Raw genomic sequence first — 24,687 nt, forward strand, 5'->3', positions numbered from 1 at the left:
AGCAGTAAGGTGCTTCAGAAGTTTAAGGATTTCCGGGTTGTGCAGGATGCGTTTTACGGCCTGCGCCCGGCGGAGGATTTGTATGGCATTTTTTGAAAAACCATTGACCAGGAAAGAGATTTTTTCCATTCCGAACATCATGGGGTATTTCCGGATTCTTTTGATCCCGGTCTATGTCCTTTTGTATTATCATGCGGAGTCGGTGAGGGAGTATTATATTGCCGCTGTGCTGGTGGGGATTTCCGGGATCACGGATATGCTGGACGGCAAAGTGGCGAGGCATTTTCATATGATCACAGAGCTGGGGAAAGCCCTGGACCCGGTGGCGGATAAGCTGACTTTGGGTGCTATGATCCTATGTCTGGCTTTCCGGTATGAAAATATGCGCTGGCTGGTGGGGCTGTTTATATTGAAAGAGGGCTTCATGGGAATCATGGGGCTTTTGCTGTCACATTACCGGGGCAGAAAGCTGGATGGGGCAAAATGGTATGGGAAGGTCTGTACTGCGTTTTCTTATGTGGTGATGTTTGTGCTGTTTTTCTTCCTGCGGCTGCCCTTATCCCTGGTAAATGCCCTGATTGTGTGCTGCGGCGTGCTCATGGCTGTGACCTGGGTGCTGTATGTGCCGGTGTTTGTGAAGATGTGGAAAGAAAAAGGACAGGCTTATTGAAAATATTTAAACTTTTTGATAAAATATTTATATGTAAATTTTATATGCAAAAAGTCTGGATAAAGGGATAGGTCGGAATATGAAAGTAAGTATAAAAGATATCAGTGAGCGCACAGGATTCTCGCCTGCTACGGTTTCCAATGCACTGAACCACAAAAAAGGGGTCAATGCAGATACGGCAGCCGAGATTTTCCGTGTGGCGAAAGAGATGGGTTATATCAGTGAATCGCGTATCGGGAAAATCAAATTCGTTATCTTCAAGAGAAATGGTTTGATCATAGACGATACGCCTTTTTTTTCACTTCTGATTGACGGAATCGAGAAAGAGTGCCGGGCATCGGGGATGGAGATGGTGCTGTGCCGCCTGAATTATGAGGACGAGGACTACGAGGAACAGGTGAACTGGCTGATACATGACAATTCTTCCGCGGTGATCATGCTGGGAACAGAGCTGATGGAGGAGGATGTGGCTCTCTATAAGAATGCGTCCTGCCCCTTTCTCATGCTGGACTACTGGAGCTGGGACATGAGCTTTAACGGCGTTCTGATCAACAACGCGGATTCTGCCCGTATGGCAACAGAATATCTGCTGCGAAAGGGGCATAGAAGGATTGGTTATCTGAGAGGGGAATTCAGGATCAAAGCATTCCGCTCCAGAGCCGTCGGGTATGCGACTGCCCTCAATAAAGCGGGGCTGGTTCCGGAGAAGAGATATACTGTTACGCTGTCCACCACTATCAATGGCGCTTATGAGGATATGAAGGCATATCTGAAGACCGGGCCTGAGCTTCCCACAGCCTATTTCGCGGATAATGATATGGTGGCTCTGGGGGCGATCCGGGCGCTGCAGGAAAAGGGGTATCAGGTGCCGGAAGATATCTCTGTGGTGGGATTTGATGATCTGCCGTTCTGTGAGATCGCCAATCCTCCGCTTACGACTCTGCGGGTTCCGAAGCAGGAGATGGGGCGTGTGGCGGTCAGAAGGATTCTGGAAGTGATAAACGGTACCGATAAGATCAAGACCAAGACCCAGGTATGCACAATCTTTGTGGAGCGCGACAGTGTCAGGGATCTGAAGGACAGAAACGGCGGTGACGGCGATGAAGGTTAAATCAAAAGAGGTGGCAGAGGCCCTGGGTGTGTCCACCGCCACGGTATCCCTTGCCATCAACGGCAAACCGGGGGTAAATGAGGAGACAAGGAAGCGGATACTGGAATATATCAGCGGCCAGCAGGGAAAAGATGTGACGAAAGGAACCTTTGTGAAACTGATCATCTTTGAAAATTCTCCCCGTGTACTGTCAGGGGGGATGGGGTCGTTCTTCAGGATCACCTATGTGGAGAGCGTGGAGCGCCTTCAGAGGGACAAGCTGGAGGTCAGGCTTGTGTATGCTTACGGCTATGAGGAACTGAAGGAGGCGCTGCTGAAAAGCAATACGGACGGGACCAGGGGCATACTGCTGCGGGCGGATGAATTCGGTGAGAAGGATTATGAACTGATCTCCCTGTGCAGGGTTCCCCTTGTCATGAGTGACTGCGGATCCGGGGAGGCCGGCTGGAATATGGTGAACTTTAACAACCGTCAGGCTGTCTTTCAGGGGATGGAATATCTGAAAGCCCATGGCTGCAGAAGGATCGTATATTTTCAGAACGCGGAGGCCATCTATAATTTCAGGGCAAGAAGAGAGGCTTTTTTGGAGTATCTCAACAGAAATCCTGAGATTTCAGGCAGCTTTTGGGAGACAGGGAACGAGAGGGAGGAGATAGAGCGGAGGGCAGAGGAATACTTTACCCGCTGTGATGTGCTGCCGGACGCGGTGTTTCTGGAAAACTTTCTGGTTTCCGTGGGGACGGCCCAGTCCCTTATGAAGCTGGGCATATCCGTGCCGGATCAGATATCTCTTCTGGGAATTGACGCCATTCCCGACACGGTACTGCTGCCCTATAAACTGACCCACTTTGAAGTACCTCATAAAAAGAGGAGTGTACTTATGGCAGAGCTCCTTTTGGAACTTATGAACCGCCCGGATGACGGCTTTGGGCGGATGGTGCTGGTGAATGAAAAAATGGCGGAGGGCAACAGTGTAAAGGGGTAGGCGGGAAGGCAGAAGTATCTTGATTTTCGGTTTGTTTTTGAAACAGCAGATTGTGACCTTCTCAGTGATCCAGATTTCATCATTCCGGATTTCCAGGGAATATCCGTCTGTCACGTCTTTGGGAAACCGGCTCATAACAGCATCAAAATCCGGAGCCGGTTCCCAGATCCAGGATTTTCATTTCGGCATTCCGTCAACGCCTGCGACCAGACTGTGGATTACCGTATCCTTAATGCATTTTACGCTGAATCCCCTGTTTGATACAGGAATGATACTGGATTATATTTTATCATTTTTGATAAAAAACTAAAGTCATTTTGTCATTTACCTTTTCGGTTTTCCCAGTGCTTTTGAATCCCATTTTTTCATACAAATAGCAATTTCCTTTTTCCGATAAAATTGTATCTAATTCCCAATTATCATTGCCGTGTATGCGTTCCGCTTCGATAATTGCCGCCTGCGCAATTCCCATATTTCTATATTTTTTCAAAATAAATATAGGCGAGATACGTTTCGCACTTCCTTTTTCCTTTTTGTCCACGACACGTAATGCCCCGACGATATTTTTATCAACTTCTATTATGTAATAATAGGTAAAGCATTGCCGGAGGCGAGATAAAATTTTTTCAAGTGGTTCAGTTGCAGGACTGGTATCAGTGTCCTGATATTTTTCGTATAAGTCAGAAAACGCTTCAATCTGCATTTTCCAAATAAGTTCTGCGTCTTCGCAAGTTGCCCTTTTTAAAATAAGTTCCATAAATATTACCCCACTAAAGTCTAATTTGCCTCATTATACAATATCCCAGGTCAGAAGTATAGCAGTGCAGTTTTCTTTTTTGTTAAGGTTCGGTATGAAAATAAAATAATTTTAGTTTTATATAAAATATATCCTGAATTTATTTGCATAAAAATTTATATAAAACTTTATCTAAACACTAAAATGCAGGTGAGGATATAGATTTAAATAACAACTTTATGTGCAATATATATAAAAAAAGAATGTAAATATTATGAAAATGAGCAAAAAGCAAAAACACACTTGAAAAATATATAAACAAATGCTAAAATAAATTTAAATCAAGAGCAAGAAAATTTAAATAAACGACGTCGATATTTAAATGAAAGCAAAAACGATTTAAACAATGTGTTTAAAATTTCAGGGAGGATTCAAAATGAAAATTAAAAAAGTAATGGCATTGACAATGGCATCAGCAATGGTGATCTCTATGGCACTTTCAGGATGCGGAAGCGACGGCGGTTCCGAGACAAAAGAAAGCAGTACCCAAGGGGAAGGCGCCAAGAGCGGAGCTACGGAAGTTACCTTCTGGACACTGAACACAAGGCAGAATGCAGTGGATCCCATTGTGGAGGAGTTCAACAAACAAAATGAAGATGTCCATGTAACCGTTTCCTATTATGATACAGACGGAATCAAGGATGCCTGCAAAGTTGCCGCTTCTTCTAAAACCCTTCCGAATATGTGGTTCAACTGGGGCGGAAGCCTGGGAGGCTTCTATGCAGAGAACGGCCTTACATATGACCTGACAGATTATGCAAAAGAAAACAAATGGGATGAGAAATTTACACAGACATCCATGGACCTTTGTACATTGGATGGAAAACTTTCCGGATATCCTACAAGCTACAATGTTCTGGGTGTTTATTACAGAAAAGATATCTTTGAGGAGAACGGCATAGCAGTACCCACTACTTTCGAGGAGTTTGAGGCAGCCTGTGCAAAATTAAAGGAAAACGGCATCACTCCCATATCCACAGCGGGTCTCAACGGCTGGCACACCATGCGTTTTGTGGAACTGCTCATTGAACACTATGCAGGTTCTGAACTCCATGACAAGATGAACACATTTGATGAGAGCTATGACAACGACGCAGTGGTACAGGCTCTTGCAAAATACCAGGAGTTCTGTGAGAAAGGCTATTTCCCGGACGGATTCCTGACCCAGGACCCAAATGACACCCTGATCGGTATGGCAAACGGACAGTGCGCAATGGATATCCAGGGACAGTGGCAGGATGGCAAGATCATTCAGGAAGGTCTTGATATGGACCAGTACGGTGTCTTTGCATTCCCAAGCGGTGAGACAAACAGAATGTCAGCATTTGCTGAGATGACACAGTTCAATGTGGACAATACAGAGGAAGAGCTGGATGCCTGCATGCGTTTTACAGATTACTATTATAATGAAGAAAACACAGTAAAATATGCGGAGTATTACAACCTTCCGCTGCCGGTAGTAGGCGCAGAAATGCCGGAAGGACAGCCGAACGTACCTGTACTGTTAGAGACATCTGAGAAAAACGGCATCTTCACCATCACAGACCAGGCATTCCCCACAGAGGTTGCGGATGTACTGTTCAATGCGCAGGATGCCATTGCCAATGGTCAGATGACACCGGAAGACGGAGCGAAGAGCATTCAGGAGGCAATTGAGGCTTACAATAACAAATAACAGAGAAAAGACATGTAATATAAGAACGCGGAGGGGTGAAGGCCACTCCTCCGTTTTTTGAAAACCACTGCACTGACCAAACAGATTGGAGTGAAACCATGAAAAAAAAGAAAAATTATACCAGGACGGACAAAGCCGCGTATTTCTTCCTGCTCCCGGCGGCGGTCATCTATTTATCCGTGATCGTGGCACCTGTGTGCTACTCCTTCTTTATCAGCCTGTTCAAATGGAACGGTATCGGCGAGAAACAGTTTGTTGGCTTATCTAATTACATAAATCTTTTTAAAGGCGATAAAATCTTTCATACGGCAATTATCAACAACCTGATCTGGATTGTTTTGACTATATTTGTGACCATGACCATTGCACTGCTCTTTGCAGTGATACTGAGCAAGCAGTTTAGAGGACGTACCTTCTTCAGAGGCTTTTTCTATTTCCCATGTGTCATCGCACCCATTGCGGTGGCTATTATCTGGAGATGGATCTACAACCCCAACATTGGATTTATCAATGAATTTTTCAAAGCACTGGGGATCAATTTTACCCAGGGATGGATATCGGACCCTAATGTCAGTCTCTATGCCGTATTCGCGGCAGCTCTGTGGCAGGCGATCGGACAGCCCATGATCCTGTTTCTGGCAGGTCTGCAGGCTATCTCACCGGATGTTCTGGAGGCGGCTACCATTGACGGTGCCAACGGAATTGAGCAGTTTTTCCTGATCAAAGTACCGCTCCTTAAGGATACCTTTGTCATTGTTATCGCAACACTGATCGTTGCAGCCATGAAGGTTTACGATGTGGTGCAGGGGCTTACCGGCGGCGGTCCAAACAATGCCACCCAGATGCTTTCCACCTATATGTATTCACAGGTGTTCCAGTACAACAACGTGGGATACGGAACAGCAGTTGCCTGTATTATGGTACTTATGATGATGATCGTTATCATTCCTTATGTATCCTTTACAGCAAAAGAAGATTAGCGGGGAGGGATTATCGTGGAAGGAAAAACAAAGAAAATCACAAAAAAAGCAGTATTATATCTTGTTCTGATCATCCTAGCGCTTATCTGGGTGGTACCCATGTTCACACTGGTGGCAACTGCGATCAAGAGTAAATCTGATTTCTACAGCGGCGCGGGATTGTTCAGTATGCCGGCACACGTTGCCTGGGACAACTTTGTCAATGCCATTACAAAAGGCCGGCTGTTCACTTATATGAAAAACGACCTGATTGTATCCTGTTTAAAAGTGCCTCTGGGAATTTTCATTGAGGCACTGGCAGCTTTTGCCCTGACCAGACTGGAAATCAGGCATAAAACGGGAACTTTTATCTTCTTTCTCATTGGAATGATGCTTCCCATGCAGACAGCCCTGGTACCGATCAATGTGATCTACAGCAAACTGGGCCTGCTGAACTCTTATTTTGGACTGTTCTATGTATATGTGGGTTTCGGTATCTCCTTTGGTATTCTGATCCTGCGGGGCTTTTTCAACGGTGTCCCCAGGGAGCTTGACGAGGCGGCATACATTGACGGATGCAACAAATGGCAGTTGTTTTATAAAATTATCTTCCCGGTGGCAAAGCCTGCTGTGGCAACACTGATCATCACAGACTTTTTGTCCACATGGAATGAGTATCTGCTGGCAAGCGTTATTATCAATGATAATATGAAGAAAACCGTTCCGGTAGGTATCATGACCTTCGTGGGCGAGCATGGAACAGATTACGGCTATCTGTGCGCGGGTGTGCTGATCTCCGTTATTCCGGTGCTGATCGTGTATCTGATTTTCCAGAGACATTTCGTGGAAGGTATGGCCGGTGCTGTAAAAGCCTGACCGTTTAAAGAAAAAGACTTGGAGGTAGAGTATGGAGACAATGAAATATAAAAAGCAGGTGGAGAAATGGGATGTCTTTGAGGTGGAGTTCCAGGGTCCTGCAACGGGAAATCCATTCACGGACTATGAAGTGACAGGAACCTTTGAGAGCAAAAATGAGTGCACAGAAGCCGACGGCTTTTACGACGGGGAAGGCATCTATAAATTGCGGTTTATGCCCTCTTTTGAGGAGGAATATACCTTCAGGATCCACGCGGGATTCTTAGACTCTGACCTGGAGGGAAGTTTTACAGCGACAGCTCCCGGACAGGACAATCACGGTCCTGTGAGAGTGGCGAATACATACCATTTTGCGTACGAGGACGGCACACCCTATTACTCTGTGGGAACGACCTGCTATGTGTGGGACCTGCAGTCCGACGAACTGATTGAGAAGACACTTAAAACATTAAAGGCGAGCGCTTTTAATAAGATACGTTTCTGCGTTTTCCCGAAACATTATGACTATAACCTGGGGGAACCGCGCTCCTATCCTTACCAGGGAACACCTATGGATTCCAGTGTGCTCACAAAGGAGAACTTCCAGGAATACACAGGAAGAAGTGAGGGGAATAATTGGGATTTTACCAGATTCAACACGGAACATTTCAGACATTTTGAGAAATGCATTGAGGCTCTCAGAGACTTAGGTATTGAGGCGGATTTGATTGTCATGCATCCTTATGACCGCTGGGGATTTTCCTGTATGAAGCCTGAGGAGGATGACCTTTACTGGAAGTATGTGATCGCCCGGTTCGCAGCCTACAGAAATATCTGGTGGTCTCTGGCAAATGAATTTGACCTGTTTGAGGAAAAAAATGTGGAAGACTGGGAGCGTTACGCAAAAATCATCTGTGAAAAAGACCCATACAAACATCTGCGCTCCATCCACAACTGCAGGAATTTCTACGACCATAACCGCCCATGGATCACGCACTGCAGCATCCAGAGGCAGGATTTGTACAAATCTTCAGAGCTGGTGAATGAATGGCGGGAGAAGTACAAAAAACCTGTTGTACTGGATGAGATCGCCTATGAGGGAAATATCCAGCACGGCTGGGGCAATATAAGCGGAGAGGAGATGCTGCGCAGATTCTGGGAGGCCGCTGTGCGGGGCGGGTATCCGGGACACGGAGAGACATATATGCATCCCCAGGATATCCTCTGGTGGTCGCACGGCGGGGAGCTTCACGGGGAGAGCCACAAGCGTTTCGGATTTCTTCTGGATATCATGAAGGAGACGCCGGGCATTGGACTTATGCCCTATGAAAAATGCGGCTGGGATGAAGTGTGTGCCGTACCTGAGGAGAGTACATCCCAGATCAAGGCTGTAAAAGAGTATTATCTGTTTTATTACAGCTTCATGCGCCCATCCTTCCGGGATTTTTACTTTGACGATGAGACTGCGTTTGAAGTCCGCGTGCTGGATACCTGGAATATGACTGTGGAGAACAGGGGCATCCATAAAGGGAAATTCAGAGTTGAGCTGCCGGGAAAACAGTACATGGCAGTGCAGATAAAAAAAGCATAAGATTGCGTTGGAGGTGAGACGGTGAAAGTAAATATAAGGACCATATCAGAATATACAGGATTTTCTCCGGCTACCGTATCCAATGCTTTGAACCATAAAAAAGGTGTGAATAAGGACACCGCGTCAGAAATTCTCCGTGCAGCCAAGGAACTGGGCTATATCGGGGAGATGGGGATCACGAAGATCAAGCTTGTCATCTATAAGGACAAGGGCCTGATCGTGGATGACAATCCCTTCTTTTCCCTGGTAGTGGACGGATTTGAAAAGGAATGCAGGGAGGCCGGCTATGAGATGGCGCTCTGTTATCTGGACCGGCAGACAGAGGATTATAAAAGACAGGTGGAAAACCTGTGCCTGGACCGGGCTTCCGCCATTGTGCTTCTGGGCACAGAGCTTACAGACGAGGAGGCAGCGGTGTTCAGGGGCATGAAGGTACCTTTTCTGGTGCTGGATTACTGGAATCACGATATGTCGTTTGACGGGGTGTTTATCAACAACGCGGACGCGGCCAGAATGGCCGGGGAGTATCTGATCCAGAAAGGCCATACCAGAATCGGATATCTGCGGGGCAGTTACCGGATCAAGGCGTTCGGCTCCAGGGCTTCCGGATTTCAGATCGCTCTCAATAAGCACAATCTGAGGCTGGAGAACAGGTACACGGTGACCATCGGCGTTACTATGGAGGCCGCCCACCAGGACATGCTGCGGTATCTGGAAGGAAAACCGGAGCTGCCCACCGCCTTTTTTGCGGATAATGACAATCTGGCTCTGGGAGCCATGAAAGCACTGCAGGAATCCGGCTACCGGGTGCCGCAGGATGTGTCGATCATCGGATTTGATGACCTCCCCTTCTGTGAGATCGCAGTGCCCAGGCTGACAAGCCTCAGGGTGCCCAAGCAGGAGATGGGAAGGCTGGCAGTGCGCCGCATTGTGGAAATGATGCAGGAGAGGAGCACAGCCAAGACAAAGATTCAGATCTGTACGGAATTTATTGAGCGGGACAGTGTCCTTGAACTTAAAAATTAGAAAGCAGGGTGTGTGAGTTTGAATAAGATAAAATTAGGGTTCGCCCCAACACGAAGGAGCATTTTCAGTGCTCCGGATGCTATTAAATATGCGGATTTGACAAGGGAAAGACTGGGTGAACTGGACGTTTCCTTTGTGGATATTAAGGATATCAATGAGGAAGGACTTCTGTACAACGAGGCAGACAGAATAAAGATCGCGGAAAAATTCAAGGCGGAGAAGGTGGACGGCCTCTTCTTCCCCCACGGCAATTTCGGCACAGAGTATGAAGTCGCAAGGCTGGCCAAGGAACTGAATGTTCCGGTGCTTTTATGGGGACCCAGGGATGAGCGCCCGGATGAGAACGGCGTCCGTCTCCGTGACAGCCAGTGCGGGCTTTTTGCCACAGGCAAGGTTCTGAGAAGGTTTCAGGTACCGTTTACCTACATGACAAACTGCAGGCTTACAGACCCGGAGTTTGAGCGGGGAATCCGGGATTTCCTGGCTGTGTGCAATGTGGTGAAGGTGTTCAGAAATACAAGAATCCTGCAGATCGGGCCGCGCCCGTTTGACTTCTGGAGTACCATGTGTAACGAGGGAGAACTGCTGGAAAGATTCAATATCCAGCTTTCACCCATACCGATTCCGGAACTGACAAAAGAGATGAAAAAGGTAAAGGAAGAGGGCACCGAGGTGGCAAAGATCATGGCATACTGCCATGACAATATGTGTGTCAAAATCAGGGAAAACGAGCTGGAAAACGTGGCTGCTCTGAAAGCTGCCATGAAGAATCTGGCAGAAAAATACGGCTGTAATGCCATTGCCATCCAGTGCTGGAATGCCCTTCAGGGAGAGATTGGAATTATGCCCTGCGCGGCCAATTCCCTGCTGAATGAGGAGGGAATCCCGGTCGTCTGTGAGACGGATATACACGGCGCCGTTACAGCACTTCTTATGGAAGCAGCAGGCATGGATGAGGCCAGGACCTTCTTTGCAGACTGGACGGTGCGTCATCCTGACAATGAAAACGGTGAGCTTTTGCAGCACTGCGGCCCCTGGCCTGTCTCTGTGGCAAAGGAAAAGCCGTCCATCGGTTATCCCCTGGCCTTTGACCATCCCGGAGCTGTGGAGGCTGAGGCAAAACACGGGGATATGACCCTGTGCCGTTTTGACGGAGACAACGGGGAATACTCCCTGCTTCTGGGGCACGCGAAAGGTGTGGAAGGACCGTATACCAAGGGAACCTATGTCTGGGTCGAGGTGGAGAATCTTAAGCGCCTGGAGGCAAAGCTGGTGGAAGGGCCATACATCCATCACTGTGTGGGTATCCACAAGGATGTGGTGCCCGTGCTCTACGAGGCCTGCAAGTATATAGGTGTAAAACCGGATCTGTATGATCCGGTCGAGGAACAGGTTAAGGCATATTTGAGAGGTGAATGGGATGGATGATCTGAAAGCGAAAGTGTTTGATCTGCGCAGGGATACGGTTGATATTATTGTTGCCGGAAAGGGAGGCCATATCGGCGGTGATATGAGTGTTATGGAAATCCTGGCCGCTCTGTATTTCCGTGTTATGAATGTTTCTCCGAAACGGGCAGATGACCCGGACAGAGACCGGTTTGTCCTCAGCAAGGGACATTCCATGGAGGCTTATTATGCGGTGCTGTGCGCAAAGGGATTCCTTGATCTGGAAGAGGTAAAAGAAAAGTTTTCAAAGTTCGGTTCCTCTTACATCGGACATCCAAACAATAAACTGCCGGGAATCGAGATGAATTCCGGATCCCTCGGACACGGCCTTCCCGTATGCGTGGGAATGGCTTTGGCAGGAAAGATGAACAAAAAGGAATACCGGGTATATACGGTTATGGGAGACGGTGAGCTGGCAGAAGGTTCTGTCTGGGAGGGAGCCATGGCTGCCAACCAGTATCATTTGGATAACCTCTGTGCAGTGGTGGACAGAAACAGGCTGCAGATTTCCGGCTGTACGGAAGATGTGATGGGACATGATGATCTGGCAGAGAGATTTTCCTCCTTCGGATGGCATGTGATCAGTGTGCGGGGAAACGATTTGGATGAACTTCTGCAGGCATTTTCAGAGGCGTCACAGACGAAGGGAAAACCAAGTGTCATCATAGCAAATACCACAAAAGGGTATGGTTCCCCTGTTATGGAAAATAAGGCAAACTGGCATCACAAGGTGCCCACACAGGAGGAATATAATCAGATTATCAGTGATTTCGCCGCAGGGAAGGAGGCTGCTCTTCATGAATAAGATAGCAAATAAGCAGGTGATCTGCCAGGTACTGATGGAGAAAGCAAAGACAGATAAAGACGTTGTGGTGCTGTGCAGTGACTCCCGCGGTTCCGCATCCATGACACCTTTTGCAGAGAATTACCCGGAACAGTTTGTGGAGGTGGGCATTGCGGAACAGAATCTGGTGAGTATTTCCGCGGGCCTTGCAAAATGTGGTAAGAAAGCCTACGCAGTATCCCCTGCCTGCTTTTTATCTACCAGAAGCTACGAGCAGGCAAAGGTGGATGTGGCCTATTCCAATACCAATGTGAAGCTGATTGGCATCAGCGGCGGCATCAGCTACGGTGCCCTGGGCATGAGCCACCACTCTGCCCAGGATATCGCTGCCATGTCAGCGGTTCCGAACATGAGGGTTTACATACCAAGTGATAAAAATCAGACGAAGTGCCTGACAGAAGCGCTGCTCGGAGATGAAAAACCTGCCTATATCCGTGTGGGGAGAAACGCGGTGGAGGATGTCTATGAAGAAGGAAATTGTCCTTTTGAAATGGATAAAGCCACTGTGGTGAAAGAGGGAAATGACGTGGCGATCGTAGCGTGCGGAGAGATGGTAAAGCCTTCTCTTGACGCAGCGAAGCTGCTGGAAAAGGAAGGCATCAGTGCAGCAGTCTTGGATATGTACTGTGTAAAGCCTTTTGACAAAGAGACTCTGCTCCGGATGGTATCCGGTGTGAAGGCTGTGATCACAGCGGAGGAGCACGCTCCCTTCGGCGGACTTGGCAGTATGGTAAGCCAGGCAGTGGGAAGCGAATGCCCGAAAAAGGTTGTGAACCTGTCCCTGCCGGATGCGCCGGTCATCACAGGAACCTCAAAGGAGGTATTTGATTACTACGGATTAAACGCAGAAGGAATCGCGGCAAAAGCCAGGGAGTTAGTCTGATATGGAGAGATACATACTGGGAATTGACCAGAGCACGCAGGGGACAAAAGCACTGCTTTTTGACAGACAGGGAGCCCTGATTGCCCGTGCGGACCTTTCCCACAGGCAGATCATAGACAACAACGGTTGGGTGGAGCATGACCCGGAGGAGATTTACAGGAACACCATTCAGACGGTTAAGAATGTGGTGGAAAAGGCCGGTATCGATAAGAACCTGATAGCAGGCGCGGGCATCAGCAACCAGAGGGAGACTGCCCTTGCCTGGAAAAAGGACGGCAGACCGGTATATAACGCCGTGGTATGGCAGTGTGCCAGGGGAGAGGAGATCTGCAGCAGGATCACAGACAGTGCCGGTATGATAAGAGAACGGACAGGGCTTAAGCTCTCTCCCTACTTTTCAGCGGCAAAGATTGCCTGGATACTGGAAAATGTGGAGGGCGCCCGGGAAAGAGCCGAAAAAGGTGATCTGTGTTATGGAACCATGGACAGTTTCCTGGTATACCGGCTCACAGGCGGCAGATCCTTTCTTACGGATTATTCCAACGCATCCAGAACCCAGCTCTTCAATATCAAGACACTTGCCTGGGATGAGGAAATCTGCAGGGTCTTTAAAATCCCGGCGGAAAATTTGCCCCGGGTTTCGGACTCCAATGGTTACTATGGGGAGACGGATTTTGAAGGATTTCTGGATAAACCGGTTTCCATACACGGAGTGCTGGGAGATTCCCACGGCGCTCTCTTCGGGCAGGGATGCCTGGAGGAGGGAATGGTGAAAGCCACTTACGGCACCGGCTCCTCTGTGATGATGAATGTGGGAAAAACACCGGTGTTTGGCAGCCACGGTTTAGTCTCTTCCCTGGCCTGGGGGATGGACGGGCAGGTAAATTATGTGCTGGAAGGCAATATCAATTATACGGGTGCAGTGATAAGCTGGATGCAGAGGGACCTTCAGATGGTTGCGTCCGCAGCGGAGACAGAGCGGCTTGCAAGGGAGGCGGCGCCGGAGGACAGGACATATTTTGTACCCGCATTTACCGGCCTTGGTGCCCCCTACTGGGACAGTTCAGCCACCGGGATTCTCTGTGGGATCACCAGGACCACAGGAAAAGCGGAAATGGTGCGCGCAGGACTTGACTGCATTGCGTACCAGATCACGGACATTTTAAAAGCCATGGAGGAGGATGCCGGGATACCGATCCGGGAACTGCGGGTAGACGGCGGTCCCACAAAAAACGCCTATCTCATGCAGTTCCAAAGCGATATGGCCGGCATACCGGTACAGGTGCCAGAAGCTGAGGAACTGTCCGGGATCGGGGCCGCGTATGCTGCAGGTATTGGCCTTGGCATCTACAAAAAGGAAGAACTTTTTGCGAAAATGAAGAGGACTTCTTTTGAACCGCAGATGGAAAAAAGCCTTGTGGATAAGAAATATTCCGGGTGGAAAAAGGCTGTGGAAATGGTACTCGGAAAGTGAATTGTGAAGAGGAAAGACAAGGCGTACTTCGTTTAAGCGAATGTCGTTAGGAAACTGACAAAACAAACAAATAACGGCAGACAGCTAAATGGGCAAAGGGACACCGTTTCATAACCGTGTCCCTTTGCCCATTTAGCTGTCTGCCGTCCGGAAGAAACCATTGCCTGCTGTCTGGTATTTTTCCGGAACCCGAATATTAGCTACGTTATGAAACCTATATATCTCTGCCATATGCTTCTTCATACAAACCAAATTATAACGGTAACAATCTGCTATACCATCTGCAAAAGTGACAGCATTACCTTCCCTTAACTGCTGAAAGGCCAGAATGACTTTCTTATTGAGATGTGTGAGTGTATGTTTCTTGGACGGATAATAGGCGAAATGGTGCCCCCATTCAAGAAGATGATTGGTTTCAGATAATATAACATATAGAGGTTCTAACGTGGTATGTTTCATTATGAATTCTAAAATATCCGTTAAATAAATAGAGCCGGGAGAAGTAAATCTGTTTGCTAACTCGTCCAGTTCTGCTTTAGTAAAATGCGGAGCTGCAGCTAATGATGCCGGGTGAATAATCAATACCATAAGTTGTAAGGCATGAAGGTAACGTAATGCCTTTTCAACATACCCGGAATTAAGAGCCAGCTGATGAAGTTTAGTATCATCCGGTTCTATAACTATAGTGCCTTTACCATTTAACGTTTTTACGAAACCTCTCTGTTCCAGTTCTGCCAATGCCCTTCTGACTGTCGATAAAGAGACATCATACTGGCCAGCCAGCTGCTTTTCATATGGAAGATACATTCCGACAGAGTATTCTCCAAGGCCGATTTTCAGATTTATGTCATCAACAATTTTTGAGTAATAATAATCCTGACCACGCATGGGATTCCACGAAAACTTCAAACCCGTTTGCACAGGACATTCTGGCGTTGTATCTAATAGGTAATTTAACGTTTTTTCAATAGAATCCGTAAGTTCTTGATACATATGGGATAACCGGTTGTACTTTGTGAGCGGATCATTGCCCTTTAGTGTATCTATAATAACACTGGTTACAGATGCAGTCCTCTGTAAAAAGTACTGAGAGAAATAAGGACAATTTTCTGCAAAAAATGCAAGTTTATTATAAAGGCCAAATGTAGAATAGAGTTCGCTGAATAGGGAATTACCACCTATTTTTAGTATATCATATACTAATTTGGAAGGAGCATCCCATCCACCTGAGGAATATCCCAAACGTAATACTTTCATAGCCTGTTTATAGTGGGGCATTATCTCCACATCACACCCTTGCAAAGAAAAAACCATAAGTGAAGGCAGTATTAGAGCAAAAGTCTGATATACCTGTAAGATACCTTCCCTTTGTTTTAAAATCTCGAAAACAGTATTTGATGAATTACAAGTATCTTTTTTTGAAACAACAATTGGTGCAAGTCGAGGCTGAATATCAACCAGTCCTTCTGCCCGTAATGCGTCAAAGACACGGTTGATCGTATATCTGCTTACATGAAATTGCTCGCAGTACATCCTTGAGGACGGCAGGGAATTTCCGGGCGGTATTTGGCCCTCTAAAATACACTGCCTGATTTCATTATAAACAAATGTAAATTTTGTTTCTTGTGGTTTCATAACTTGCCTCCTATCTATCTGGATTATACCATGACAAACCAATTTTGTCAGTATCAAAAGGCATAAACCTATTTGTACACCTGACCAAAATGGGTGTTGCTAATAGGTAAGCAAAATAGTTATAATAAAAACGTATTATTATTAAGAAAGAGATTTGGAACCATGGAAAAGCAAAAAATCTTAATTGCAGACGATTCAGAAATGAATCGCGCGCTTTTGGCAGAGATCCTGAAAGAGCAATATGATGTAGCTGAGGCTGAAAATGGTGCAGAAGCAATTTCTCTTCTTTCAAAGCAAAGAGCAGATTTTTCCCTTCTGCTGCTGGATATTATGATGCCGGAAATGGATGGCCTTGAAGTGTTAGCCTGCATCAACAAATATCACTGGAACGACACCCTGGCTGTTATTATGATTTCTGCTGACGATTCCCCTGCAAATATAAAGCGGGCTTATGATTTGGGGGCTTTTGACTATATCAGCCGTCCTTTTGATCTGACCATAGTCCAGCGCCGAATTTCTAATACGATGTTTCTCTATGCGCGGCAGCAGCGTCTTGAGAAAATTATCGCAGAACAGTTACAGGAACAGGAAAAAAATAATGAGTTGATGATCTCAATCCTGTCTCACATTGTGGAATTCCGCAATGGAGAGAGCGGATTACATATATTGCGTGTAAATACTATTACAAAATATTTGCTGAAGCAGTTGGTTCAGCGTACAGATCAATACTTTTTGTCCAAAGCAGATATTTCATTAATAAGCACTGCTTCGGCGCTGCATGATATTGGAAAGATATCAATTCCGGATACAATATTGAACAAACCAGGACGTCTTACGGCAGAGGAGTTTGAAATAATAAAAACTCACGCAATGGTCGGCGCTGATATGCTGTCAGACCTGCCCATTGAACAACAGGAAGCCCCGCTTGTCAAAGTAGCCTCTGAGATTTGCCGATGGCACCACGAAAGGTATGATGGCAATGGTTATCCGGATGGATTAAAGGGAGAAGAAATACCAATAGCTGCCCAGGTTGTTGCTCTGGCTGATGTATACGATGCTTTGACCAGTGAGCGCTGCTATAAGAAAGCTTATTCACATGAAGAATCTTTGAAAATGATTTTGGAAGGACAATGTGGTGCATTTAATCCTGCCCTTTTACTGTGTCTGGAAGAAATTGCTGATCTGCTTGAAAGTGAGTTCAGTTTTTTTGACAAGAATAAGGACAGCACGGCATCATCTGAAAGAGAGGAATAGCATCAATGGGAAACAGTAAAAAGAGGAATTCTGCAACGCGTTTTCTGATATGCAGTTTCATTGGTCTTTTGATCTTTAGTATTATTATTTTCAGTCTGCTTGGAATCTATATGAGCCGGAAAAGTAAAAAGACTGTTTATGAAATTGGAAATATTTACATGTCCGGAATGAATGAACAAATGTCCAGGCACTTTGAAACTGTGATTAAATTGCGTTTTGATCAGGTCAGCGGCGTTGTTTCTGTTGTCTCAACAGATAACAAAGATAGGAAGAATTTATATGAGGAACTCATTTACAGGGCGCAGGTCAGGGGGTTTGACTATTTGGCGCTTTGTTCTGCGGAGGGGGATTTTCAGACACTTTATGGACAATCCATACAGCCACTTAATCCGGAACCTTTTACAGAAGCATTGTTAAAGGGGGAGCAGCGAGTCGCTGTAGGTGTTGATTCTGCCGGAAATGAAGTGGTATTGTTTGGCGTTGACGCTGCTTATCCGATGCACAATGGCCATAAGAGCACTGGTCTGATTGCTGCCATTCCTCTGGAATATATTACCGATTTTCTTTCCTTGGAGGATGACGGGCAGCTGATGTATTATCATATTATCAGGCCGGACGGCAGTTTTGTAATACAGAACCCCAACACGGAGTTGTGGTATTTCTTTGAACAGCTGCAAAAGCAGCTTGATGCTGCACCCAATGAGTTATCTGTAGAAAATGCAATTAAAGAATTTGGTGCTGCACTAAAAAATCATGAAGAATATGCTACAACATTTGAAGTAAATGGTGAAGAACGACAAATATACGGTATATCGTTACCCTATTCTGAGTGGTATTTAGTATCGGTAATGCCTTATAGTATACTGGATGATGCCATAAACAATCTGAGCGGCCAGCGTATGTTCATGACATTATTGTCCTGTGCCTCTGTTTTGATTATTTTAACGTTGATTTTTCTTCGGTATTTCTCCATAACCCGTTCTCAGGTGCATGAATTAGAGAAAGCACGGCAGGCGGCTCTTGAAGCGAACAGAGCTAAAAGCGAATTTTTGGCAAATATGAGCCATGATATCCGTACACCCATGAATGCAATCGTAGGCATGACCACGATTGCCACAGCTCACATAGATGACCGGAAACAGGTACAGAACTGCCTCAGAAAAATTACATTATCGAGTAAACATCTGTTAGGGCTGATCAATGATGTTTTGGATATGTCTAAAATTGAAAGCGGAAAATTAACTTTAACAACAGAACAAATTTCATTAAAAGAAGTTGTTGAAGGAATTGTTAACATTATGCAGCCGCAGGTTAAGACTAAAAATCAAACCTTTGACATACATGTTGAGAATATTCTAACAGAGAATGTGTGGTGCGATGGTGTCCGTTTGAATCAGATTTTGTTAAATCTCTTATCAAATGCAACAAAGTATACTCCGGAAGGCGGTTCAATACAATTATCCCTTTCTGAAGAAAAATCTCCGAAAGCAGAAAACTATATCCGAATTCATATCAAGGTCAGGGATAACGGAATCGGTATGTCGCCGGATTTTCTCAAAAAAATATATGAATCCTATAGCCGTGCAGATGAAACCAGAATACATAAAACGGAAGGGGCCGGTTTGGGAATGGCCATAACGAAGTACATTGTGGATGCAATGAAGGGAACCATTGATATAAAAAGTGAACCGGATCAAGGTACCGAATTTCATCTCACGTTTGATTTTGAAAAAGCGGATGCAGTAGAAATGGATATGGATATGGATATGGCTCTTCCCCCCTGGAATATGCTGGTGGTTGATGATGATGAATTATTATGTAAGACAGTTATGGACACACTGGAAGACATGGGAATAAAAGCTGAATGGACATTAAGCGGAGAAAAAGCAGTAGAGCTGGTAATCCAACACCACCGAAGAAGAGACGATTATCAAATCATTCTATTAGATTGGAAACTACCCGGTATAAATGGGGTTCAGGCTGCAAAAGAAATCCGGCGTAATCTGGGAGATGAAGTACCGATCCTGCTGATTTCTGCATACGACTGGAGTGAATTTGAGGCTGAGGCCCGTGAAGCAGGTATTAGTGGTTTTATTTCAAAACCACTATTTAAATCTACGCTGTATCATGCTTTACGTCAGTATATGGAAATGGAAACAGAACATGGCTCAAAATGGGACCAAAATACGGATCTGTCCGGATGCCGTATCCTGCTTGCCGAGGATAATGAGCTTAACTGGGAGGTTGCAAGTGAATTATTGTCTGACTTGGGTGCAGAACTGGATTGGGCAGAAGATGGTCAGATATGTCTGGACAAGTTTCAAAAATCACCGGCGGGGTATTACGATGCCATTCTTATGGATATAAGGATGCCGCATATGACAGGGTATGAGGCTGCTAAGGCAATTCGCCGAATAAGTCACCCGGATGCCTTATCTATCCCAATCATTGCTATGAGTGCAGATGCCTTTTCTGATGACATACAGCATTGTATGGAGTCCGGTATGAATGCCCATATAGCAAAGCCTATCGATATTATAGAATTGACCCGTTTATTAAAGAGATATTTAATATAAAGAATTGGAATGGCAGCACAAATGGATTACGAATATTGGACTGAGACTGCAGAGGAAGGAGAGCAGGAAAATTATTCGGCGGGGAGGGAACAATATAGTCACTGAATAGTTAATAATATTTTGTTTGCCAAATGATGCAATATCCTCTATACTGAATAATATATCTTGTTAATTTTTCCGGGCAGATATGTATCGGAGAAACCGTCTTTTACATATGAAGGAAAGCGAGGAGGAACTATGCAGGCGCATGACGAACAGGAAGACAGCCGGGAGCTCGAAGAAGAAAAAAGGCTGGAGACTATAATACCTGCAATGCTGGAGACTTGCAGACAGTTAAAAGCAGCCAGAGAGCTGGTCAAAGAAAGCCTTATAGAGGAGTTTCATGTGAAGGAAGAATTCGCGGATGTGATTTTGAAGGATTACCGTGTATCAGAAGAGGAGAGCACGGAGAAATGAATACATGTAAAAAACCAATGCTGGAAAAGGCCTGGGTGGTCTGCGGGCTTGCCGTTCTGTGCAATGCACTCTGGGGAAGCGCGTTTCCAAGTATAAAAATCGGATACAAACTGTTTGAGATACCGGGGGACAGCCCGGCGTCGCAGATTTTATTTGCCGGTATGCGTTTTGCCCTGGCGGGGCTGCTGGCTATGGTATTCGGCAGCATTCTTCAGAGAAAGGTGCTGGTGCCAAAGAGAAGGTCATGGGGTAAGATCGTGAAGCTCTCCATGTTTCAGACAATCCTGCAGTATGTGTTTTTCTATCTGGGGCTGGCCCATACCACGGGGGTGAAAGGCTCTATTATAACGGCATCCAATACATTTTTAAGCATACTGGTTGCCAGCCTGATCTTTCACCAGGAGAAACTGACAGGGAAGAAGATTGCGGCCTGTATCGTGGGATTTGCCGGAGTCGTGCTGGTGAATCTAAACGGCAGCGGCATGGGGGCAGGGCTTAAAATAAACGGCGAAGGATTCCTGCTGGTATCTGTCACTGCCTATGCCTTTGCGTCCAGTCTGCTGAAAATATATTCACGGGATGAGGACCCTGTGGTTTTAAGCGGATATCAGTTTATGATCGGCGGTCTGGTCATGATGGTATGCGGTTTTGGCCTTGGAGGGCGCATTCATACGGTTTCCATGCAGGGAGTGGTTATGCTGGTGTATCTGGCACTGATCTCTTCTGTGGCATTTTCCGTGTGGGGGATTTTGCTGAAGCACCATCCGGTGTCCAGAATCGCTATTTTCGGATTTACCAATCCCGTGTTTGGGGTTATCCTCTCCTCGGTCTTTCTGCACGAGCAGAATCAGGCGGAAGGGTGGAAGATCGTCACGGCGCTGCTGCTGGTATGCGCAGGTATTTTCCTGCTGAATTACCAGAAGGCGGAGAAGCTGGAAGTAAAAGCATCGGCCAATTGACCGGGAGATACAGGCACATCTGTATGCAGCAGGATTTGCTGTGTACAGATGTGCCTGTTGTAACTGCTGAGGAATCAGGTCATGTCCCGGGATTCTTTTCGGTACTGGCGGGCGCTTTTATTGTAATATTTCCGGAATGCTGCGGAGAAATGTTCCACGGAGGAATAGCCCAGTTCTTCCGCGATGGAGGAAATGCTGCGGTCTGAATAGGTGAGCAGGATAGAGGCAGCCGACATGCGGGCGTCTCCTTTTTTCTGCAGAAATGTTTTGCCGTAGATGTCCTGCATAAGCCGTTCTGTCTGCCGGCATCCAAGTCCCAGCCGTTCGGCAAGCTGTTCCAGTGTGAGAACCGGATAGTCGTACAGAAAGGATTCCTCTATGATAAAATCCTGGGCTTCCGCCGGTGTTGCGGGCTTAAAGTGGTGGAGGGCTTTTTTTCCGCCCTGGTAGTTGCGTATCATCTGTACGATCAACTGCCGCAGCAGTGTTTCCACGTAGACGGTATACCCGGTTTTCTGCTCCTTTAATTCACGGAAAAGCAGCTCCAGTGTGTTTTTTATCTGACAGTTATCCTGGCCGATCCAGAAGGTTTTCTCTGTAAACAGGCGGTCCAGGTCATCTGTTTTTTTCTCTCCGGATGAAGTGCGGCGCAGCCTCAGGTAAATACAGTAATCCACCATGGGATCTCCCTGTACGGAAATCTGGGCATGGGCCACGTGGGGGCCGGCCATGTACAGGGTGTTGGGGGTGATCTCGTATGTCTTTTCCCCTACTGTTATGTATCCGCGGCCGGATGCCACATAGTGGATCTCATAGCTGTTGTCCCCGTGGCTGTGGCTGGGAATGATGCGGTGCAGGTGCTCGTAAGCGATGTTAAGCGTGCGGAACCGGGTGCTGCCTATGGTGAAGTTGATATCCAGATTATTGTATTGGATAAACATATTTTTCTCTCCTGTATGAAAGCTTCTGACAATTTAGCTGACGGAATCGTTACAGGTCCTCTATAAAATGGACGGGATACTGTTCCCAGTATTTTTTATAAACACGGTCATTTTGTCCGTCAAAATTAAGCTGATACATGCGGAAGGTAACAGGGATATTTTTTGGCTGCCACTGTTCCTCGTAGGAATACTGATATATCATTCCCAGTTTTTTCATGACCTCCCCGCTCCTGGGATTTTTTATGTCATGGGTTGCGGTGATGAAAGGCATGCCGGAATTCCTCAGTTCTTCCACTACCGCCCGGCCGGCTTCTGTTATGATGCCCTTATGCCAGAAGTCTTTTCGCAGGCCATAGCCGAAATCATGGCTTTCGCTGCTGCTTACCTGGACATAACCGATGGGAATGTGATCAGTCTTTAAGCAGACTGCATACCGGTACCCAAAGGGTTCCTGATATGTGTCCAGGTACTGCTTCTGTATATAGGCATTGGCCTCCTCCATGGTTTTCAGCGGGAACATGGGAAGAAAGGTATTTACCTCCTCATCACTTAGGATTTGATAAAGTGCCCGGGCATCATCCTGGGTGAATCTTCGGAGAATCAGCCGCTGAGTTTCAATTGTGGGAGTATTCATCCAAATGTCCTCCTTTAATAACTGTTACGCAATTATATCACGCATGGAGGAAAAATGATATAGATATTGAATATATCAGAAATTCAGATTATTATATATAATAAAAAAACTACTGAGACAGGCAAAGGAGGATTATGAGAACGAAACATAGAAAGGCAGACCTGGTATTACGGTTTTTCCAGGGCTCCAAAAAGTATTTTCTGGTGGCAGTGCTGGCCTCGCTGGTCACGACCGGATTAAATTCCCTGACACCACAGATTTTCCGGTTTACCGTGGACTCTGTGCTGGGCGGGGATAAATATAAATATTTGTCCAAGCATCTGTGGATCATGGCGCTGATGCTGGTGGGAGTGGCACTTTTCTCCGGAGCGGCACTTTTTTTGAGCCGTGCGTATACCGCGAAGGCGGGAGAAAATTTTGCGAAGAACATGAGAGACGCGCTGTTTTCCCATGTACAGAGACTTCCGATGGAATGGCATGACAGACACCAGACAGGAGATATCATACAGCGCTGCACCTCAGATGTGGAGGTGATCCGTAACTTTGTGGTAACACAGCTTTTGGAAGTGTTCCGTACGGTTTTCCTGGTGACAGTTTCCTTTGGGATGATGTTTTCCATGAATGTGAAGCTGTCCCTGGTAGTTCTGTGCTTTGTGCCTGTGGTTGCACTGTACTCCACCATTTTTTACCGCCTGATCGCCGGCCGTTTTACAACAGCAGACGAGGCGGAAGGGGAGCTCTCCACAGTGGTGCAGGAGAATGCCACGGGAGTCCGGGTGGTAAGGGCTTTCGGAAGAGAAAAGTTCGAGATGGAACGCTTTTATGAGAAGAATAATGCATTTGCAGATCTGTGGATCAAGCTGGGAACACTGTCCGGGCTTTACTGGGGAATCGGTGACCTGATCACCGGCCTGCAGGTGGTTGCCGTGATCGTGCTGGGGGCTGCGGAGGCTGTGCATGGCAATATCTCCGTAGGTGAATTTATTGCATTCGCTTCCTACAATACGACACTTGTCTGGCCTATCCGCGGGCTGGGCCGTATCCTCTCTGATATGAGCAAGGCAGGGGTTTCCTTTGAGCGTGTGGACTATATCATACGGGCAGAGGAAGAGGAGTATCAGGATAGAAAAGCCTATGAAAACCAGCATGAAGACCAGAGATTTGATATTGTATTTTCCCACGTAAATTATGGTTACAAGGATGGAAAAGAAGTGCTGTCGGATGTGACATTCTCTGTTCCACAGGGCAGTACACTGGGTATCCTGGGTGGAACCGGAAGCGGAAAATCCACGATCATGCAGTTGTTAAACCGGCTGTATGAGCTGGAGGAAGGGCAGGGAAATATCACTCTGGGCGGTAAAAATATCAGGGAAATCCCCTTGGAATGGATAAGAAAGAATGTGGGAATGGTACTTCAGGAGCCGTTCCTTTATTCCAGGACGATCAAAGAAAATATAGCGGCTTCTGTGCCGGAGGCCTCCTTTGAGGAGATCAGGCAGGCAGCCAGGATTGCCTGTATTGATGACGCCATTATGAATTTTCCGGACGGATACGATACGCTGGTCGGTGAGCGGGGCGTAACCCTGTCTGGAGGCCAGCGGCAGAGGATCGCTATAGCCAGAATGCTCCTGCAGAAGGCGCCTGTCATGATATTTGATGACTCTCTTTCCGCAGTTGACTCCCAGACAGACTCCAGGATCAGGAAGGCGCTTCTGGATAACAGGAGAGATGCCACGGTGATCCTCATCTCCCACAGGGTGACGACATTGATGAGCGCTGACAGGATCATGGTGCTTAATCAGGGAAAAATTGAGGAGATGGGAACGCATCAGGAGCTGATCGGACAGCAGGGGATTTACAGAAAGATTTATGACATTCAGATGAGCCAGGATGACAGAATGCAGATGGAGGTGTAAA

General features: G+C 46.6%; 21 protein-coding genes and 1 pseudogene. 18 read left to right on the forward strand and 4 right to left on the reverse strand.

Annotated elements, in window-relative coordinates:
- Window positions 1-82 precede the first annotated feature (82 nt).
- The 4 genes from LC508_RS25810 to LC508_RS25825 all read left to right on the forward strand — a co-directional run bounded on the left by LC508_RS25810 (window position 83) and on the right by LC508_RS25825 (window position 3,076).
- Window positions 83-670: a CDP-alcohol phosphatidyltransferase family protein gene (locus LC508_RS25810; RefSeq protein ID WP_054350935.1), complete on the forward strand. Its 588-nt coding sequence runs from the start codon at window positions 83-85 to the stop codon at window positions 668-670.
- Between the two features lie 79 nt (window positions 671-749).
- A complete protein-coding gene (locus LC508_RS25815) occupies window positions 750-1,781 on the forward strand; it encodes a LacI family DNA-binding transcriptional regulator (protein ID WP_033143573.1) in 1,032 nt (343 codons plus the stop codon).
- Complete coding sequence (locus tag LC508_RS25820; RefSeq protein ID WP_033143572.1) at window positions 1,771-2,766, forward strand: LacI family DNA-binding transcriptional regulator; 996 nt, start codon at window positions 1,771-1,773, stop codon at window positions 2,764-2,766. Before LC508_RS25815 ends, LC508_RS25820 begins: the two co-directional genes overlap by 11 nt.
- A gap of 19 nt (window positions 2,767-2,785) precedes the next feature.
- A complete protein-coding gene (locus tag LC508_RS25825; protein WP_103733146.1) occupies window positions 2,786-3,076 on the forward strand; it encodes a hypothetical protein in 291 nt (96 codons plus the stop codon).
- On the opposite strand, the gene LC508_RS25830 is transcribed toward LC508_RS25825, so the two are convergent.
- On the reverse strand, window positions 3,056-3,523 hold the full coding sequence (locus LC508_RS25830) for a GNAT family N-acetyltransferase (RefSeq protein WP_118593825.1): 468 nt from the start codon (window positions 3,521-3,523) through the stop codon (window positions 3,056-3,058). The two genes, LC508_RS25825 and LC508_RS25830, sit on opposite strands and share 21 nt — an antisense overlap.
- A gap of 415 nt (window positions 3,524-3,938) precedes the next feature.
- Here LC508_RS25830 and LC508_RS25835 point away from each other — a divergent pair, with 415 nt between their 5' ends.
- The 9 genes from LC508_RS25835 (at window position 3,939) to LC508_RS25875 (ending at window position 14,315) form a co-directional block, all read left to right on the forward strand.
- Window positions 3,939-5,237 carry an ABC transporter substrate-binding protein gene (locus tag LC508_RS25835; protein WP_081960537.1) on the forward strand — a complete coding sequence of 433 codons (1,299 nt, stop codon included), beginning with the start codon at window positions 3,939-3,941 and terminating at the stop codon, window positions 5,235-5,237.
- Window positions 5,238-5,335: 98 nt separating this feature from the next.
- Complete coding sequence (locus tag LC508_RS25840; RefSeq protein WP_052099703.1) at window positions 5,336-6,217, forward strand: carbohydrate ABC transporter permease; 882 nt, start codon at window positions 5,336-5,338, stop codon at window positions 6,215-6,217.
- A gap of 15 nt (window positions 6,218-6,232) precedes the next feature.
- Complete coding sequence (locus LC508_RS25845) at window positions 6,233-7,072, forward strand: carbohydrate ABC transporter permease (RefSeq protein WP_052099702.1); 840 nt, start codon at window positions 6,233-6,235, stop codon at window positions 7,070-7,072.
- A gap of 31 nt (window positions 7,073-7,103) precedes the next feature.
- Entirely contained in the window at window positions 7,104-8,642 is a 1,539-nt protein-coding gene (locus LC508_RS25850) for a DUF5605 domain-containing protein (RefSeq protein WP_103732186.1), read from the forward strand.
- Between the two features lie 21 nt (window positions 8,643-8,663).
- Window positions 8,664-9,668 carry a LacI family DNA-binding transcriptional regulator gene (locus tag LC508_RS25855; RefSeq protein ID WP_033143569.1) on the forward strand — a complete coding sequence of 335 codons (1,005 nt, stop codon included), beginning with the start codon at window positions 8,664-8,666 and terminating at the stop codon, window positions 9,666-9,668.
- Window positions 9,669-9,686: 18 nt separating this feature from the next.
- Window positions 9,687-11,096 (forward strand): L-fucose/L-arabinose isomerase family protein, encoded by a 1,410-nt coding sequence (locus tag LC508_RS25860; protein WP_103732187.1) that lies wholly within the window; start codon window positions 9,687-9,689, stop codon window positions 11,094-11,096.
- Complete coding sequence (locus LC508_RS25865; RefSeq protein WP_033143567.1) at window positions 11,089-11,919, forward strand: transketolase; 831 nt, start codon at window positions 11,089-11,091, stop codon at window positions 11,917-11,919. The genes LC508_RS25860 and LC508_RS25865 overlap by 8 nt, the downstream gene beginning before the upstream one ends.
- Complete coding sequence (locus LC508_RS25870) at window positions 11,912-12,841, forward strand: transketolase family protein (protein WP_033143566.1); 930 nt, start codon at window positions 11,912-11,914, stop codon at window positions 12,839-12,841. The genes LC508_RS25865 and LC508_RS25870 overlap by 8 nt, the downstream gene beginning before the upstream one ends.
- Window position 12,842: 1 nt before the next feature.
- The gene (locus tag LC508_RS25875; RefSeq protein ID WP_033143565.1) at window positions 12,843-14,315 is read left to right on the forward strand and encodes an FGGY-family carbohydrate kinase; all 1,473 of its coding nucleotides are present in this window, start codon (window positions 12,843-12,845) and stop codon (window positions 14,313-14,315) included.
- A gap of 132 nt (window positions 14,316-14,447) precedes the next feature.
- Here LC508_RS25875 and LC508_RS25880 read toward each other — a convergent pair whose 3' ends face one another.
- Complete coding sequence (locus LC508_RS25880) at window positions 14,448-15,950, reverse strand: GntR family transcriptional regulator (protein ID WP_118593824.1); 1,503 nt, start codon at window positions 15,948-15,950, stop codon at window positions 14,448-14,450.
- A 162-nt stretch (window positions 15,951-16,112) separates the two neighbouring features.
- Here LC508_RS25880 and LC508_RS25885 point away from each other — a divergent pair.
- From LC508_RS25885 to LC508_RS25900, 4 genes and pseudogenes are all read left to right on the forward strand, one after another.
- Window positions 16,113-17,147, forward strand: a pseudogene (locus LC508_RS25885) (HD-GYP domain-containing protein); the annotation flags it as partial.
- A 62-nt stretch (window positions 17,148-17,209) separates the two neighbouring features.
- Window positions 17,210-19,780 carry a hybrid sensor histidine kinase/response regulator gene (locus LC508_RS25890; RefSeq protein ID WP_118593823.1) on the forward strand — a complete coding sequence of 857 codons (2,571 nt, stop codon included), beginning with the start codon at window positions 17,210-17,212 and terminating at the stop codon, window positions 19,778-19,780.
- A gap of 237 nt (window positions 19,781-20,017) precedes the next feature.
- Window positions 20,018-20,236: a hypothetical protein gene (locus LC508_RS25895; RefSeq protein ID WP_033143563.1), complete on the forward strand. Its 219-nt coding sequence runs from the start codon at window positions 20,018-20,020 to the stop codon at window positions 20,234-20,236.
- Window positions 20,233-21,195: a DMT family transporter gene (locus LC508_RS25900; RefSeq protein WP_103732064.1), complete on the forward strand. Its 963-nt coding sequence runs from the start codon at window positions 20,233-20,235 to the stop codon at window positions 21,193-21,195. Before LC508_RS25895 ends, LC508_RS25900 begins: the two co-directional genes overlap by 4 nt.
- A gap of 74 nt (window positions 21,196-21,269) precedes the next feature.
- Here LC508_RS25900 and LC508_RS25905 read toward each other — a convergent pair whose 3' ends face one another.
- Window positions 21,270-22,136, reverse strand: coding sequence for an AraC family transcriptional regulator (locus tag LC508_RS25905; protein WP_033143561.1), 867 nt, complete (start codon window positions 22,134-22,136; stop codon window positions 21,270-21,272).
- Between the two features lie 49 nt (window positions 22,137-22,185).
- The gene (locus tag LC508_RS25910; RefSeq protein ID WP_033143560.1) at window positions 22,186-22,770 is read right to left on the reverse strand and encodes a GNAT family N-acetyltransferase; all 585 of its coding nucleotides are present in this window, start codon (window positions 22,768-22,770) and stop codon (window positions 22,186-22,188) included.
- Between the two features lie 134 nt (window positions 22,771-22,904).
- Here LC508_RS25910 and LC508_RS25915 point away from each other — a divergent pair, with 134 nt between their 5' ends.
- Window positions 22,905-24,686 (forward strand): ABC transporter ATP-binding protein, encoded by a 1,782-nt coding sequence (locus LC508_RS25915; protein ID WP_103732065.1) that lies wholly within the window; start codon window positions 22,905-22,907, stop codon window positions 24,684-24,686.
- Window position 24,687 lies beyond the last annotated feature (1 nt).

The organism is Blautia parvula (assembly GCF_020215665.1).
GTDB lineage: Bacteria > Bacillota > Clostridia > Lachnospirales > Lachnospiraceae > Blautia > Blautia celeris.